General features: G+C 36.0%; 14 protein-coding genes. 2 read left to right on the top strand and 12 right to left on the bottom strand.

Annotation, left to right across the window (positions count from 1 at the left end; all coding sequences use genetic code 11):
• Window positions 1–26: 26 nt before the first annotated feature.
• The 10 genes from accB to HF876_RS00740 form a co-directional block, all read right to left on the bottom strand.
• Complete coding sequence (gene accB, locus HF876_RS00785; protein WP_169358134.1) at window positions 27–536, bottom strand: acetyl-CoA carboxylase biotin carboxyl carrier protein; 510 nt, start codon at window positions 534–536, stop codon at window positions 27–29.
• A gap of 637 nt (window positions 537–1,173) precedes the next feature.
• Window positions 1,174–1,707, bottom strand: coding sequence for a SpoIIIAH-like family protein (locus HF876_RS00780; protein WP_169358133.1), 534 nt, complete (start codon window positions 1,705–1,707; stop codon window positions 1,174–1,176).
• A 1-nt stretch (window position 1,708) separates the two neighbouring features.
• Window positions 1,709–2,143, bottom strand: a complete 435-nt coding sequence (locus tag HF876_RS00775) for a hypothetical protein (protein ID WP_169358132.1) — start codon at window positions 2,141–2,143, stop codon at window positions 1,709–1,711.
• 200 nt (window positions 2,144–2,343) lie between these two features.
• Window positions 2,344–3,255, bottom strand: coding sequence for a stage III sporulation protein AE (locus HF876_RS00770; protein ID WP_169358131.1), 912 nt, complete (start codon window positions 3,253–3,255; stop codon window positions 2,344–2,346).
• A gap of 401 nt (window positions 3,256–3,656) precedes the next feature.
• The gene (locus tag HF876_RS00765; RefSeq protein ID WP_144536004.1) at window positions 3,657–3,866 is read right to left on the bottom strand and encodes a SpoIIIAC/SpoIIIAD family protein; all 210 of its coding nucleotides are present in this window, start codon (window positions 3,864–3,866) and stop codon (window positions 3,657–3,659) included.
• A gap of 292 nt (window positions 3,867–4,158) precedes the next feature.
• On the bottom strand, window positions 4,159–4,716 hold the full coding sequence (efp, locus tag HF876_RS00760) for an elongation factor P (protein ID WP_169358130.1): 558 nt from the start codon (window positions 4,714–4,716) through the stop codon (window positions 4,159–4,161).
• Window positions 4,717–4,731: 15 nt separating this feature from the next.
• On the bottom strand, window positions 4,732–5,796 hold the full coding sequence (locus HF876_RS00755) for a M24 family metallopeptidase (RefSeq protein ID WP_277347060.1): 1,065 nt from the start codon (window positions 5,794–5,796) through the stop codon (window positions 4,732–4,734).
• A 70-nt stretch (window positions 5,797–5,866) separates the two neighbouring features.
• Window positions 5,867–6,289 carry a DNA helicase gene (locus tag HF876_RS00750; RefSeq protein WP_169358129.1) on the bottom strand — a complete coding sequence of 141 codons (423 nt, stop codon included), beginning with the start codon at window positions 6,287–6,289 and terminating at the stop codon, window positions 5,867–5,869.
• Between the two features lie 390 nt (window positions 6,290–6,679).
• Window positions 6,680–9,247 carry a vitamin B12-dependent ribonucleotide reductase gene (locus tag HF876_RS00745; protein WP_169358128.1) on the bottom strand — a complete coding sequence of 856 codons (2,568 nt, stop codon included), beginning with the start codon at window positions 9,245–9,247 and terminating at the stop codon, window positions 6,680–6,682.
• A gap of 158 nt (window positions 9,248–9,405) precedes the next feature.
• On the bottom strand, window positions 9,406–10,242 hold the full coding sequence (locus HF876_RS00740; RefSeq protein ID WP_169358127.1) for a lipoate--protein ligase family protein: 837 nt from the start codon (window positions 10,240–10,242) through the stop codon (window positions 9,406–9,408).
• Window positions 10,243–10,345: 103 nt separating this feature from the next.
• Between HF876_RS00740 and HF876_RS00735 the strand changes: the two genes are divergently transcribed.
• Window positions 10,346–10,729: a rhodanese-like domain-containing protein gene (locus HF876_RS00735; protein WP_169358126.1), complete on the top strand. Its 384-nt coding sequence runs from the start codon at window positions 10,346–10,348 to the stop codon at window positions 10,727–10,729.
• Between the two features lie 73 nt (window positions 10,730–10,802).
• Complete coding sequence (locus HF876_RS00730) at window positions 10,803–12,065, top strand: ATP-binding protein (RefSeq protein ID WP_169358125.1); 1,263 nt, start codon at window positions 10,803–10,805, stop codon at window positions 12,063–12,065.
• A gap of 240 nt (window positions 12,066–12,305) precedes the next feature.
• Here the strand turns inward: HF876_RS00730 and HF876_RS00725 are convergent, their stop codons facing one another.
• Together HF876_RS00725 and HF876_RS00720 are read right to left on the bottom strand one after the other, a co-directional pair.
• Entirely contained in the window at window positions 12,306–13,094 is a 789-nt protein-coding gene (locus tag HF876_RS00725; RefSeq protein WP_169358124.1) for an alpha/beta fold hydrolase, read from the bottom strand.
• Window positions 13,049–15,004 carry an ABC transporter permease subunit gene (locus HF876_RS00720; protein ID WP_169358123.1) on the bottom strand — a complete coding sequence of 652 codons (1,956 nt, stop codon included), beginning with the start codon at window positions 15,002–15,004 and terminating at the stop codon, window positions 13,049–13,051. The genes HF876_RS00725 and HF876_RS00720 overlap by 46 nt, the downstream gene beginning before the upstream one ends.
• Between the last annotated feature and the right edge of the window lie 104 nt (window positions 15,005–15,108).

Here is a 15,108-nt window from a genome sequence, read left to right as displayed (position 1 = left end):
CCCCTTTCCTTATTTAATTCATATTTTTAAGCTTTAACTAAGAATAGAGGTTGACCGTATTCTACTAATTGACCGTCTTTAACTAGAATTTCAACGATTTCTCCAGTTACTTCTGCTTCAATTTCATTGAATAGTTTCATCGCTTCTACTATACAAACAATTGAATCTGCAGTAACCTTGCTGCCGACCTCAACGTATGCAGGAGAATCTGGTGATGAAGATTGATAGAATGTCCCAACCATTGGAGAAGTAATTTTATGTAAAGAGCTATTTTCCTCTTCAACTGGAGCTTGTTTTGTTACAGAGCTTTCTACAGCCGCTGCTTTTGGAGATTCCTGTACAGCTGGTGTCTGAACTTCTTGTACTTTAGGAAGTTCTCCAACCGAAGAGCTTTCTATCGTTTGAACAGTAGATTTATGAGAGTTTTTATCCCCTCTTTTAATTTTAATTTTTGTTCCCTCTGTTTCGTATGAAAATTCATCTAGTGTAGATTGATCGATCAGTTTAATAATTTCTCTGATTTCTTGGATTTTCAATTATCCCATCTCCTTTTAGTTGCATTTTAATACTTCCTTATTCATTTTAGTCGTTTTTAAGGTAATTGAAAATAGAAACGTGCAAATGTTCTTAACTTTTAGGGAATAAAAATCTTATATAATCCAATAATTGTATTTTATGCAGTAGCTTTAAGATAGTAAAATGTTACACTTTTTTATCATTTTATTTCAAAATAAGCTTTGTTAAAGTGAATGGTTGATTTTGGCTAACAATTATTTTTATTGTGACTGTAAACATAAAAAAAGAATATTCAGTGGCTATTTAGAACATAAATAGATGATGAAATTTAAGTTAGTTACAGTTTTTTCAGCTTTGTTTATGCGAGTTAATCAATTAGCACTTTATCGATGCTAAAGCTGTTCCCATTTATTGATTGCAGCGCCAGACGGCGACTCCGCTGGAGGAGGGAGACAGATAAGACATCACAACCACGCGCGTCAGCGATGGGTGGTGGCTTATCGCTCCCCCGCGGAAAGCGTCCGGTTGGGGCGAAAAATCAATTCTACTCTCTGATTTAGGATTTCTTTGCATTAAAAAAGTACTATTCACATACAACAATTCCGCGTTATAACTAATTGAAAACAAAAGAAAAAGTGCCCTTTAAAGGCACTTTTGTTATAGTCCGTCAAATTTCACTTCAACATTGTATGCTTGAGGGTATTCTCGCTTAACTGCGTATATAATAGCATCAGCCTTTTTTGAAGATTGTTCATTTGAAACTACATCGATCAGCACTTTGTTTTGGTCAATACGAACAAGTGCATCGTCATATCCTAATGATTTTATAATTAGCTCCAACATCGCTTCTGTAGAGTTTATCTTTACTAATTGTTCAATTTCGTTGTATGCTTCATTTTTTTCTTCTGGAGAGAAATCATTTGAAGCGACCTTAGATTCTAATTGCTCATGTAACTGTGAACGTTTTTCCTGCACTTCCATACGTAATTCTTCATATTGATTACTGTGAGAAACAAATGATTCTTCATTCGTTGAGGATGTTTCTACCAATTTCACATCATCAACTGAGTCATTAGAAAATAGGGCTATTCCATCAAAAGGGGATGGCTTTTCTGTTGCATAATACACCGTCACTACTGCCACTAAGCTTAGTAAAGTTAAAAACCATACGGATCTTTTTTTAATGTTCATATCATTTATCCTCCAATTCCATTTCTTCTATAACTATTCGATGTGGAGATATTTGCAATACAGATGAAAGGGTTTTAATAAGATTATTTTTTATACGTTTATCGCTCGCTCCTTCCGCAACTACCAGTATTCCAATCAGTTCTTCTTTTTCCATCTTGCTGTCACTTGTCCATTGGAAAAATGATAAATCACTTTCCGTTTTATTTTCAGCTCGTTCTGCGTAATGAAAGTAAATAGATACTTTTCCAACCCCATGGATTTTTTCCAATATAGCGGAAAGCTCATCTTTTGTGTGAACCTCTGGTGGGCTAGTGTTTTTATTTACATCATCCGTCAGTCCGAAAATCTCTGAAAATAAGAGACTAATAACCAAAACCGCTAAACTTATTACTACAAAACGAAAAGTGGGTTTTTTTTTTAATGAGATAGTGTTCACCCTTCTTTTCATATTGGATAACATACTTTATGCAGGACAATCTATTTATATGAAGAAAAAGGAGATAATCCATGAGATTATAGAAAGTTTTATAAGAAAGCCCGTCTTCTCCTTGTCCAAATGCTCAATTAGAATAGATAGAATCTCTCCGATTATGACAATCATTAAAATCCCATATAGCAATGTAGAGAAGTTAAACATTATCCCTTCACACCTATCAATAATTTGGCGAAAAGCATGATTAATATCACTGTAAAGAAAAAGGCAAAGGCTATTAATACGGAAATGATAGAAAGTACAAATAGCGTTTTTCCAATATCGTCTAATAGTCCACTAATTTGTCCATCTACAAAAGGCTCAAGAATAGCACTTAGAAATCGGTAGAGAAAAGCAATCAGGATCGTTTGAATAGTTGGAATAGAAATAAGAACTAGAATTGATATCAAAACAGAATTCCCAGTGACAGCAGCAGCAGTAGATGAGTAGCTTTTCATCGTACTAATACTCTCTGTAAGCAAGGAACCGACAAAGGGAATATTATTGGAGATTAATCTCTTTACAGTTTCGTTTACAGCACCACTTACTGACCAGGTTACTACACCGTTTACGGTTATAAACAGACTATATAATACGAGAATAATCGAGGTAGCCCCAACTAAAGTCATTCGTATTAGGTCAGACATTCGAGAAAAAGATATAGAAGGTTGAATTCTAGTCATAAGATCAAATATAAAGGCTGACAATAAGGCTGGAATCATAATCTTGTCTGCCACAATACTAGTAAAAGAGGCAAAGAGCATTACAACTGGATTCCATAAAGTAATAAGAAAAGCGCCACCCGACAGTGCTATTCCAGCAGTTAATACTGGATATACTCCTATAAACACATTAACGAGTTCACCTGTTACTACTTGAATCATCTTTACTGAGCGAAAAGCTGGCTCTAAGCAATAAAAACAAATAATAAGAATAAACAATAACTTAAATAATCGCTTGCTACTGGGAATAAGCCATTCTAAACACATAAATACAAAACCGAACAGGAGAATATAAACAAACGTTTGCAGTACTTCTTTCGCGGGTTGCAAGATTGTTGCAATTAATTCTTCCATTACTGCTCATTCCTTCAAGAGAGTAGTCCCATAAATGAAAAAAATTTTTGATAAAATGGTTCCATATGCTGAATCCATACAACAAGTAATATTGCCTTGGTCGTAATTGTAATTAGTGAGGCTAAACTAGTATATTCATAGTCTTCGAGCAGCTCTTCTATTATTTGTGAGATAAATAATAGGATTACTGAAAATAATAGCAATTTCACAATAGGTAGAATGGCGACCGGTACGTTTGAAATATACTGGTTTATAAAAGGAATAATGACCGAAGTGGAGAGGTAAGTTAAAAAAAGAAAAATATAAATAGTATAAATTAGGGAATGAAATTTGGGGTAGGTTTCTTTAACTAACTGCAACAAGCAAAATGCAACAATGATAGTAATATAGACAATCATTTGTTAACTCGTCATAACAAGCCATTCTAAAAATGAGGAAATTTCATAAAAGAACAGCCTAAGCAAACGTAGTAACTCAATAGTCATGTAAATATAACCCACAAAAAACAAGAAGAATGCAAACTCTTTTTTTCCAGTCGATTCAAAAAATAAGTGAAGAATTGCTATCAATAAGCCTATACCCGCAACTCGAAGTACATCGTGAAGTTCCACAATGCCTCCCCCTTCCCTATTACGTACTATATGTTGGACAGGTGGAGAATATGAACATACTGTTTGAAATTTACGAGTACTTGACCGACTATTTTCACTAGGAATATTGACTGATCTAAATCATTCAACGGAGGTGTTTGGTGAGTTTCAACACATTTTTTTCTGGTTAATGATTACTCTAGTTATTTAGGATTGCAGAATTCGATCTCCTGTCATTTTCGATTTTTCCTTGTATGCCCATAAAAAAAAGACATCAAGAGGTTTCCCCTCTTGATGTCTTTTAAAAAGTCTCTTAAGCTCTTGAAACGTATGAACCTTCATCTGTATTAATAATTAGTTTGTCACCAACATTAATAAATAGAGGTACTGTTACAACTAAACCAGTTTCTAATTTAGCAGTTTTAGATCCACCACCAGAAGTATCTCCTTTGATTCCTGGCTCCGTTTCAATAACTTCTAGCTCTACCGATTTAGGTAATTCTACTCCAAGTGTTTCTCCTTGGTATTGAATTACTTGTAATTCCATGTTTTCACGTAGGAATTTCAACTCATATTCGATTTGGTTTTCATTAAGCTCTAATTGCTCGTATGAATCCGTATCCATGAATACATGTTGATCTCCACTTGCATAAAGATATTGCATTTTTTTGTTATCAATTTGTGCTTTTTCTACTTTTTCACCAGCACGGAATGTTTTTTCGTTCACAGAGCCGTTACGTAAGTTTCTAAGTTTTGAACGAACAAACGCTGCTCCTTTACCAGGCTTTACGTGTTGAAAATCAAGAACACGGTAAAGAACGCCATCTACTAAAATTGTTAAACCTGTTTTAAAATCATTTACTGAAATCATTTATTTCCCTCCAAATTACGATAATATAAGTAGCTCTTTCGTCGAATGTGTTAACTTCTCTAATCCATTCTCCGTAACTAGTGCGTCATCCTCTATACGCACCCCACCGATGTTCGGTAGATAAATTCCCGGTTCAATTGTTATAACCATTCCTGGCTCTAAAACAATGTCGGAACGGAAGGATAAACCAGGTCCTTCATGTACCTCAAGCCCAATACCATGGCCAAGTGAATGACCAAATGCCTCACCATATCCTTTTGACGCAATATAGTCTCGTGCAATAGCATCCGCTTCTTTACCTGTCATTCCTGGTTGAACCTTTTCAAGAGCTAATAATTGAGCATCTAAAACTACTTGATAAATTTCTTTTAGTTTTTCACTCGGCTCTCCTACTGCAAGTGTACGAGTCGTATCAGAAATATACCCGTTGTAAAGTGCTCCGAAATCTAATGTTACAAAATCGCCAACTTCAATTACTTTATCTGTTGCTACACCATGCGGCAATGCAGAACGCGTACCTGAAGCTACTATTGTATCAAAAGAAGAGGAGGTAGCGCCACGTTTACGCATAAAGAATTCTAGTTCGTTCGAGACTTGAAGTTCTGTCATGCCGGGTTTTATGTAAGTCACGATATGCTCATATGCCTCATCTGCAATACGACAAGCTGCCTTTATTATACTAATCTCTTCGTCCGTCTTTATCAAGCGAATTTTTTCTACTACACCTGATAGAGGTACTAAATCTGCTGAAACAGCTTGCTTGTATAATTCATATACACCGTATGTTACGTCATCTTTTTCAAACCCAAGTGATTTAATACCCATTTCGTTTACTTGGTGGGAAATTTCCTCGATCAACGTTTTAGCATGTTGAACTATACGGAAATCCTTTATTTGACTAGCAGCTTGTTCTGTATATCTGAAGTCTGTAATAAAAACTGCATCATTTTTGGAAACTATTGCTACACCCGCTGTCCCAGTGAATCCGGTGATATATCGACGGCTGTAATCATTTGTTATCAATAATGCGTCAACGCCTCTTTCTTCTAATGCTAAACGCAGCTTTTCTAATTTCATCAATTTCCCTCTCCCCATTTTCAAAATAAACACTATAGTCTATTTTATCATAGTAAAGAGGGGTGGTAAATTTTCATTTTGCGATGGGCTGATCCTTTGAATGAAAAATAGCTGACTCCATTAGAAAACGCATTCCAATAACTACAATACAAATAAATGGTATGGACAGTTTCTTCATCGTTTTAAGCATTGTTCCAGCATCGCTAATTAACCACTCTACAACAAATGCGAGAAGTATCCCAAAAATAAGGCTAGATATAGCAACGGGTACTTTAGAAGTTAAAAGACTTATATAATAAATCACTATACTAATAACCCAAATAACTAGAAATAAAACCAGCCAGCGTAAGTATACATTCGTATCTTCAAACATCTCAAAGGATTTTGAAAAACCTACTGGATTCCATTTAACAAAACTGAATAAGTGTAAAAATTTAAGTAACGCAGTAATTCCAATAGCCGCCGCCAAACTGGTCAATACCGATAAGCTTTTCATTTCTGCTCTCCTCCTTTTAAAGACAGTTTGTACCTTTTCTTGTTTTACTAAACAAATAGCTAGAACATTTCTTCAAAAGAGGTTACATAAAATTAAACGTCATGAAAGCGCGTCATCGATTGAAAAAAAAGAAACGGGTAGAAGGCTCTCGTCCAAAAAAAACATCTCGGAGATTTGTTATAAGAAATATAGTGTCGCTGGTTAAGAAAGCCTAAGATGTGGATAATATACTCAATGAACTGCCCTCTATATGCTATCTTCCGGTTTCCAATTATTTAGGTTTTTTGGAAATATTAAAACCCCTTTGGATAAAATAATCCAAAGGGGTGTAATTTTATTTGAAATTGTACAATCTTAATTCAAATCCATATCAAATGCTCTCTATAAAATTTACAGTCCACATTTCAACTGGGCATTACAATTTGTACAAGTGTTGCATCCGCCCATTTCCTCTACAGTTCCTTTACGGCAGACAGGACAGGTATTACCAACCTCTGAACCGATTGTAACGTTAGTAGAACGTATATCTTGAATCGTATCAATCAATACTATTGGACGTTTTTCCATCACTTTTTCTTCCTTCACCGTATCATCATTTACAGTGTTTTCTTCCGCCTTAAGCGTAAGAACTTGCGAGTCACGGCTTCCATCTACATATACTGTTCCGCCTTTTGCTCCACCATTATATAGACGTTCGTAAACACCTTCTACTTGTTCTACTGTATATCCTCTAGGAGCATTTACAGTCTTCGAAATAGAGCTATCAATCCAACGTTGAATAATACATTGTACGTCTGCATGGGCTTCTGGTGGCAATTCCATTGCAGTAACAAACCAATTAGGTAATTCATCTTCTTTAGTATCTGGATTTGCATCTAAGTATTCTTGTACAATATCCGCTTTTACCTCGATGAATTTACCTAAACGACCACTACGGTAATACGTAAATGAATAATAAGGTTCTAAACCAGTAGAAACTCCAACCATAGTACCCGTGGATCCAGTAGGTGCAACAGTTAATAAGTGAGAATTGCGAATACCTTTTTCAAGTACTGCTTCACGAATCTCCTGTGGCATTGTTTGCATAAATCCAGTTTCCGTAAATGCCTTACGAAGTCTGTTCGTTTCCTCTTCTGTTTCTCCAGTCAAGAACGGGAAGCTACCTCTTTCGTTTGCTAGGTCTGCAGATGTTTCGTAAGCAGCTATTGCAATCGTCTTGAAGATTTCATCAACAAGAAGATTTCCTTCCTCAGAGCCGTATTCTTTTTGGCAATAGATTAAAAGGTCAGCTAATCCCATGACACCTAGACCTACACGTCTTTCACCAAGTGCTTGAACTTTATTTTCCTCTAAGAAATAAGGCGTAGCATCGATTACGTTATCTTGCATACGAACTCCCACACGAACAGTTTCTTTTAATGCTTCAAAATCAACTGTTTTTGTATCTTTGTTAGCAAACTGAGCTAGGTTGACTGCTGCAAGGTTACAAACGGAATACGGAGCAAGTGGCTGCTCTCCACATGGATTTGTTGCAACAACCTTTTGACCATATGCAGTTGCATTTGTTTTTTCGTTAGCATTATCGATAAAGAATACGCCTGGCTCAGCAGAATAAGTTGCACAAATATTGATTAAGTTCCACAATTCTTTCGCTTTCACTGTGCGATAGGTACGAACCTTGTAGCCCATACGCTCCCACTCACGAACATCACCAATTTTGTGCCAATTTTCGTTATAAAAAGCCATCTCTTCTTCTGTATAAGTTTCTGTTGCAGGGAAGCGAAGAGCGAAGTCTTCATCTTTTTCTACAGCTTTCATGAAATCCTCAGTTAAAGTTACAGAAATATTCGCTCCTGTTAAAAACTCCGGATTGTGAACAGAAAAAGTTCCGCCATCTCTTAGTTTCGTTTGAGCGTCGCGTATGATTTCATCGCTAAAACCACCTAAGCCAGGGATGTGTTGATAGTTTACAATTCCTTGATACATTGCTTCTTCTTGTGCAGTTAGCGGCTTAAACTTAAGCTTGTCCTTTGCAAGTTGTTTGATTGTTTCATCATTTGTGTTCTCAATCAAGAAGCGAAGGATACGTGGGTTTTGCATTTTAGAAATGATAAACTCTGCGATGTCCGGATGCCAATCTGCAAGCATAATCATTTGCGCACCGCGTCTTGAACCGCCTTGTTCCACTAGGTGTGTCAGTTTAGCAATGTCATCTAACCAAGAAACAGACCCTGAAGACTTACCATTAACTCCTCGAGCTAAAGTATTACGAGGACGTAATGTAGATCCGTTTGTTCCAACTCCACCGCCACGACTCATGATCTCCATCACTTGTTTTCGATGATCACTGATGCCTTCACGTGAGTCAGCAACAAAAGGCATAACGTAACAATTAAAGTAAGTTACATCTGTACCTGTACCTGCTCCATATAGAACTCGTCCAGCAGGGATAAATTTTAGTGATACTAATTGCTGATAGAACTTTTCGAACCATTCTGTTCTTTTTTCTTCTGTCACTTCAACAGAAGCAAGTCCAGTCGCATTTCGCTTAGCAATTTGCTCATAGAAAACCTCCAAAGGTTTTTCAATAACACTTAAAGGACGGCGTACAATTCCTGATTTAACTTTAGTACTATCATCGATTGCACTACGATAATCTTCTTCGATCAAAACTTCTGCCGTTTTATCTTCCTGGTTAATGGAAACAATATAACCAAGACCTCGTGCAGGAAATTTAGGGTCTTCTTTCACCGTTAAAACGACAAAATCCCCTACTTTTAGTGTTTTCTTTTCGGTATCCTTGAATGAATATCGATCAATCATCACCAAACGTGACACACCTTTGTGTGTTAGATTCATATCTTCTGTTATTGGATGTACTTGAGGAAATAATTCGATATCGTGATTTAATTCTTTTACATTTAATTTTATTTGAGATTCATTTGTAGTAGTTACCAATTCTTTTCCTCCTTTCTACAACTCGTATTGACACAAGATGTAGTAGTTTCATTTATCATACGGCACTACATATAGAGGTGTAAAGCAATTTAGTTGTTCAAATTAATTTTTAAGTATTAATTCCTATACCTCATATTCTCCATATGTCTTTCATACTTTTATTTTTTAAAATTCCAGGCGTCATTATCATAACGCCGTCTTTCCAGCATTTTCACGTATTCATTTTGTTCATTATTTAAATGAAATGGTACCAATTCAATGTTTAAGGCTTCAGAAAATCCCTTTTTAAAAGCATCCTTACATATGTCTATTGGTATCGATTTTTGTAATAATTTGTTTATAGCAACAGCTTTTTGATTAATACTATTTTTCACTTTTTCCCGGACTTCATCGGAAGAAAATTTAAAGGTTTGCACAAGTTTTTCATCATCTAAGTCTAAAAGAATTGCACCATGCTGAAGTATAACACCTTTTTGTCTAGTTTGAGCACTTCCAGCTACTTTCCTGCCTTCTACTACGAGCTCATACCAGCTTGGTGTGTCAAAGCAAACAGCAGTTTTCGGACTTTTTAAGGCTTGCAGTTTATCTGGAGTATTAGGAATAGAAAAATATGCCTCTAATCCAAGACTTTGAAATCCCTTTAATAGTCCTTCACTGATCACTCGATAAGCTTCTGTCACTGTTGCTGGCATATCTGGATAGTTTTCCGAAACAACCACGCTATATGTAAGTTCATGCTCATGAAGAACTCCTCGTCCTCCCGTCGGTCTGCGGACAAATCCTAAACCGAGACTTTTAACTGCTTCCATATCTATCTCTTTTTCTACCGATTGAAAGTAACCAATCGATAGAGTTGCAGGATTCCATTCATAGAATCGAATCACTGGTGGAATCAACCCTTCACTATGCCAATCTAAAAGGGCCTCGTCAAGCGCCATATTATAGGACGGGGCGCACGGACCTGAATCAATAAAATACCATTTTGTCTTTTTCAAACTTTCTCCCCCCTAACAACGCTATTCATTTTACCAAAATGATTGAATTGTATCTAGCAAATCTTTTATAATAGATAATGGAAGTATAGAAAGGGGAAAGACCGTGTTAGAGACTCTTTATATTATTATAGCAATATTGGTCGTATTATTAGTTTATGCAGGTATTTCAGCATACCGACTAAAGAAAACAGTTACAAACCTTACACAGGAGCAATTCATCGAGGGCTATCGTAAAGCTCAATTAATCGATGTACGCGAGCCTAAAGAATTTGATGGTGGCCATATCCTTGGAGCAAGAAATATTCCTTCCTCCCAGTTAAGACAACGCCACAAAGAAATTCGCCCAGACAAACCAGTATATCTGTATTGTCAAAATGGTGCAAGAAGTGGACGTGCAGCTATGTTCTTAAAGAAAAAAGGGCATACCCAACTTAACCAGTTACAAGGCGGCTTTAAGGGCTGGACCGGCAAAATCAAATCTAAATAGTATAACATAAGGTTCTTCTTAACAAGAGGAACCTTTTTTGTTTAGAGCTTACACTAAGGGGGCATGAACTACTATGAAAGTAATATTTTCCCACGAAGAACAATTTCGGGAGATTCATCCAAGTTATGAGGATTTCGCTATTCTGACAAGGCGAATCACTAATGTTTTAAATGAAGAACAGGCAGGCAGCTGGCAATTAGTCAACATTGACAATCAATTTAATCAGTTAGATACTAATTTAATTGAAATGATGGAGCATCAATTGATTCCTTATAAAATTTTAGCAAATATTTACGAAGCTAAGCCTTTAAGTAAAATAACAAGCAAATCCCTACTTTCTATGGAAAATCAACTGGGAATGGTTAGTACATTTGAGAATACACTCATAATGTTTCCGGATTATCAGGTGGCAGTAACTATGGCATTTAACTATTCTCAAGGTAACTCTTGGCCGGATTACTTTTTCTTTTCCACCTCCCCTCAAGCCGCCCTTTTCTTTTTAGAGGAGATCAATGAAAAGCTTCGCGAGCTTCTAATGCAGTCAGTCACCTATTTAGTTGACACGGAGCAAGGGGTTCAGCGAAGAAAATATAGTGAGCAAGCAGTCGTTCCTCGAGAAGAGGTTCTACTAGAGAATCAAATCAAACAAGATATTTTTCGATCCATCGATGAATTTTTTAAAGAGGACGGTTTGTTTTTTAAGGAATATGGTCTTCCTTATAAAAGAGGTATATTACTATATGGTTCCCCTGGAAACGGGAAAACGACACTAGTAAAATCGATTACCGGCTCTACGAAAGCTCCTGTCGTCTATTGGCAAATCACTGAGTTCACAGGAAGTCACTCCATCCAAGAGGTTTTTGGAATTGTTTCTAGATTAGCCCCAGCTATTCTGGTGATTGAGGATATTGACTCAATGCCCGAGTATACAAGATCTGTCTTTTTAAACACATTAGACGGAACACAATCTAGAGAGGGTCTATTTATCATTGGAACAACTAACTACCCACAGAAGATTGATCCAGCATTAATCAACCGTGCAGGAAGATTCGATCGTGCATATGAGATTCCTTCACCACCCCAACAAGTGAGAGAAAATTATTTACGTAAGCTTGATATAAAGAAGATTCTTCTTGACCACGTCTTAGTAGATATAGCTAAACGATCAAAAGGCTTATCCGTTTCTCAACTAAACGAGCTGTACATGTCCATTGCACTTAACTGGCATTATGATGGAAAGCTGGAATACGAAACACGGATCGACGAGCTGATTAAACAAAATAAACGAACCATAAAAAATGATTGGGAAGAAGACAATCATTCTATTGGTTTTTAAAAAAGTAAAACACTCCCAACACTAAAAAGGGAGTGTTATATTTTTTTAGATAACATTTAAGGTAAAAAGCATACGACAATTAAATTTTAACTTCAATAAATATTGAGTTTCTTCTATAATATTAGAAGAATTTTGCGTTCATAAGAATTCTGAATAGTAGTTGGGATGCAAAAAAGCATGCTAACAGCATTCTTCTTACAAGACTACGTAATTTCTGGTTAAAGAAGCTCCATTATTAGTTCAGCATTTCGGAATTACTTTAGTGTTCAGAAGTAGTCCTGCACCTTCTAACCAGTTTTCTAATATATCATTAAAAAAATCTGGAGCAGCTATTGGAATACCATGACCAATACCAGTGATCGTAATTCCCTGAGCTCTGTCTTGTTTGCTTAAAAGGTCAATTGCTGAGCTTTTCATCACTTTTCTTTCTTTCTCGCCTACTGTTATTAAAAGGTCTGCTTTTACGTCAGCATAGGAATCTGGTACTTGAAAAGACATATTCTCTTCTAGAACCATTGTTAATGTATCTAAAGACATTCGATTGCTATCTTTAAAGTACTTTTCAAAAAGGTTTGGACCAATATACAATTGTTTAGCTTGTAGCTTGGAAAAGAATCTATATTTTATCAAAGGATATGTTAACTTTATAGTAGGTTTAACCATTTCCTTTCCAAATGGTACTTTTCTTACGAGAGCACTGTTAATCATTGCATAATCGATTAAATCGAGAGACTGACTAAGCATCTGAATAGCAATTTGAGCACCAAGTGAAAATCCCACGACTATTATCTTTTTATCTTCTTTTTTTTCCTCAAGTAAGTGTATAAGCTGAAATGCGCAATCTTTAATAGAGACAAAATAAGTCTCCCTACTACGACCATGACCTGGGAGATCAGGTACTATACAATGATATTTTCCTTTAAAGTACTGTACCTGTTCGTCCCACATCCAGCCTCCTACTCCTCCGCCATGTAGAAAGAGTATTATTTGTTCATTTTGTTCCCCATCTTCCTTGTAATATAAAGCCATTTAAACTCCCGCCGTTTCTTTTGTATACCTAACTGCATTTCTTTTTCTGTGAAGCCCTCTGCTATCTTCTGAAAGCAAAAGATAAGAAGCATAAATATAGCTAATGGTGGTAGAATCAGCCATAGTTGTCTCGTTAAAAATACTTCCTTTGCAATAGATATCATTCCAGATAATTCGTAAATGACTGGAGAAAGTCTCGCACTATCTGGAAAGCTTATCGCTCCTCCGACAAAAATAGATAAAACCCCTAAATGTACTAATGTTTGAAGTACTTGTACTACATGCTGAGACCAATATAACCAAAGTTTTCTTCCTATTTGGGGGTTGATATGCTTCAGAATAACCCATATTAATGACCCGCCCATTACAGCTGAACTTTGCACATATTCTTTTTTTATTGCCTCATTCATTTCATTCCCTATAAGACTAGTAGTTATGGGAAGGACTAACACGGACATGATCAAAGCTTGGATAAAAAGCCTTTCTCCTAAGCTTGTTTCTAATCCACTTGTTAAAATGGTTAAAATTGGTAAAAGTAAAATAAACATTAATAATGTTAATGGTAAAAAGTGCATACCATCGGAGATACTATTTATTACCTTTCTCCATCTTTCGTTCAAAAAGAATGCATATAGAATTCCTAGTAAATATCCTCCGCCTACTCTGATCGTAGCAATTAATACAGTCATACCAATTGTATATTTTGTTCCAACAAGCAGTTGCTGAAGAATTGAATATCCATATGGATCTGTACCAAAAATAATACTAGTAGATGGAGGCAGTGGTGGCCTTCCTATAAGGCTACCGTTATCGTCATATAAAAAATTTACCTGCTCTACATCGTCATGAAAGATAAAATAATAGGCGACGGACACACTGAATAGTCCAACAATTATTAACGCAGGAATTGTTATATTTACACGTTGTCTTGAGAAAATATTGAATCTCCGTGTATGTGCCTTAGTTTTATATCGAAAAATTGCTTTCCACTGAAGTCGATCTATGAGCGGAACTCGCAACCCTTCAAACATAACGCTTTTTTCCAGTCGACCCCGTTTAACCAGATTCTCAACAATCGAATAGAATAGAAAAAATGGTATGAATATCGATAGTAAGATGAAAGTAATACCCTTTGGACTAAAATCATTCGTTAAATAGTGTAGAATCCCTTCTATCCCAAAAAGATACTCTAATATGAACAAGGAGGACAATGTGAGCCAGACGATTGATTTTGATTGAAAGAAGACACTCTGCAGAACATTACGGGTACAGTGCTTAATAAGCACCTCGACATTAGAAAGCCCCTTGGATCTAGCAAGCTCTACATATGGCTGGTCCAGCTCTTGTTTAAATAAAAGCACCAATAATTTATAAAACAAAATGGCTGGTATCACCGATAGGCAAATGACAGGAGCCGCATAAACCCTCTCTCCCCCTAAGCTATAAAAAGAAAGAATTCGTAAACCTGTCATCGTATACAGTTGTACTACGGCTAGTTGGATAAGAAATATGTATGCAAAATCAGGAATCGCAGTTAGTATATTTGCAAATTGTAGTAAAAGCTTTTGGACAGGACCATTTGAAATAGTCGTAAAAATAGCCAATATAAATGAAAAAAACAAGGAAAACAACAAAGAGACTATCAATATAGTCATCGAATACAAATAAGGACCCTTCAGATATTCCGATATGCTAATCGGAATAATCTCCATTGTTTGCATTACTAGATAGCTAAGATGCCATTCAGACGGTAAAAACAAGCTTTTACATACCTCAAAAATTGTTCGTAAATAGAAAGAAAAGTCAAAGAGGCTACCTACTTGAAACAAGACGATGGGAACGCAGCTAATTAAAACAATCCCAATAATACCTAAAAGAAATTTACCTAATAAATTAATCCATCTGTACATATTGTTCCCCCTAGGTAGACCTCTTCTATCGCTCTATAAGGGTATATGAACCTATTTAGGTAAAAGTTTCAAAAATGTTAAATATTTGTTTTTATTCATAAATT

The sequence above is a fragment of the Psychrobacillus sp. BL-248-WT-3 genome (genome assembly GCF_012843435.1).
Taxonomy (GTDB): domain Bacteria; phylum Bacillota; class Bacilli; order Bacillales_A; family Planococcaceae; genus Psychrobacillus.
This window is presented reverse-complemented; position numbering and strand designations above follow the sequence as displayed.

What these genes read in the sequence shown, in the direction of transcription:
- efp (WP_169358130.1), bottom strand. Translation starts at nt 4,716, where the DNA reads ATGATTTCAGTAAATGATTTTAAAACAGGTTTAACAATTTTAGTAGAT.
- HF876_RS00780 (WP_169358133.1), bottom strand. Translation starts at nt 1,707, where the DNA reads ATGAACATTAAAAAAAGATCCGTATGGTTTTTAACTTTACTAAGCTTA.
- HF876_RS00725 (WP_169358124.1), bottom strand. Translation starts at nt 13,094, where the DNA reads ATGGCTTTATATTACAAGGAAGATGGGGAACAAAATGAACAAATAATA.
- HF876_RS00720 (WP_169358123.1), bottom strand. Translation starts at nt 15,004, where the DNA reads ATGTACAGATGGATTAATTTATTAGGTAAATTTCTTTTAGGTATTATT.
- HF876_RS00750 (WP_169358129.1), bottom strand. Translation starts at nt 6,289, where the DNA reads ATGAAAAGCTTATCGGTATTGACCAGTTTGGCGGCGGCTATTGGAATT.
- HF876_RS00770 (WP_169358131.1), bottom strand. Translation starts at nt 3,255, where the DNA reads ATGGAAGAATTAATTGCAACAATCTTGCAACCCGCGAAAGAAGTACTG.
- HF876_RS00730 (WP_169358125.1), top strand. Translation starts at nt 10,803, where the DNA reads ATGAAAGTAATATTTTCCCACGAAGAACAATTTCGGGAGATTCATCCA.